Origin of the sequence: Paraburkholderia sp. EG286B (assembly GCF_040965655.1) — a bacterium.
In the GTDB taxonomy this organism is placed as follows: Bacteria; Pseudomonadota; Gammaproteobacteria; order Burkholderiales; family Burkholderiaceae; genus Paraburkholderia.
Map to the genome: position 1 here is coordinate 1 of NZ_JBFRCF010000179.1, position 419 is coordinate 419.

At 64.2% G+C, this 419-nt stretch carries 1 protein-coding gene; it reads right to left on the reverse strand.

Annotation, left to right across the window (positions count from 1 at the left end; all coding sequences use genetic code 11):
• The coding region (locus AB4Y42_RS44310; RefSeq protein ID WP_368697906.1) for a TCP-1/cpn60 chaperonin family protein at positions 1–332 on the reverse strand (332 nt) is incomplete at its 3' end.
• Positions 333–419 lie beyond the last annotated feature (87 nt).

Here is a 419-nt window from a genome sequence, read left to right on the forward strand (position 1 = left end):
GCGACGTGTTTCATGCCTTCCTGCACGATCGCCTGGGCAAGCACGGTGGCTGTGGTGGTGCCGTCCCCCGCCACGTCGGCGGTTTTCGATGCAACCTGTTTTACCACCTGCGCACCCATGTTCTCGAGGCGGTCCTTCAGCTCGATTTCTTTCGCGACCGACACGCCATCCTTGGTGATGGTCGGCGCGCCGAAGCTGCGCTCGATCAGCACGTTTCGGCCTTTGGGTCCGAGCGTGACCTTCACGGCATCGGCGAGCACGTTCACGCCCTTGACGATGCGGGCGCGGGCGCTGTGAGGCTGACCCGGTTCGACGGACGGATTTGCAGCCAGCGATTTGATGCGATCTAACCTCCGCTGAGTGTTGAGTCGCGGGTTGTCCACGGGCGGGCGGCGGGTCGCCTCTCACGACCATGACGC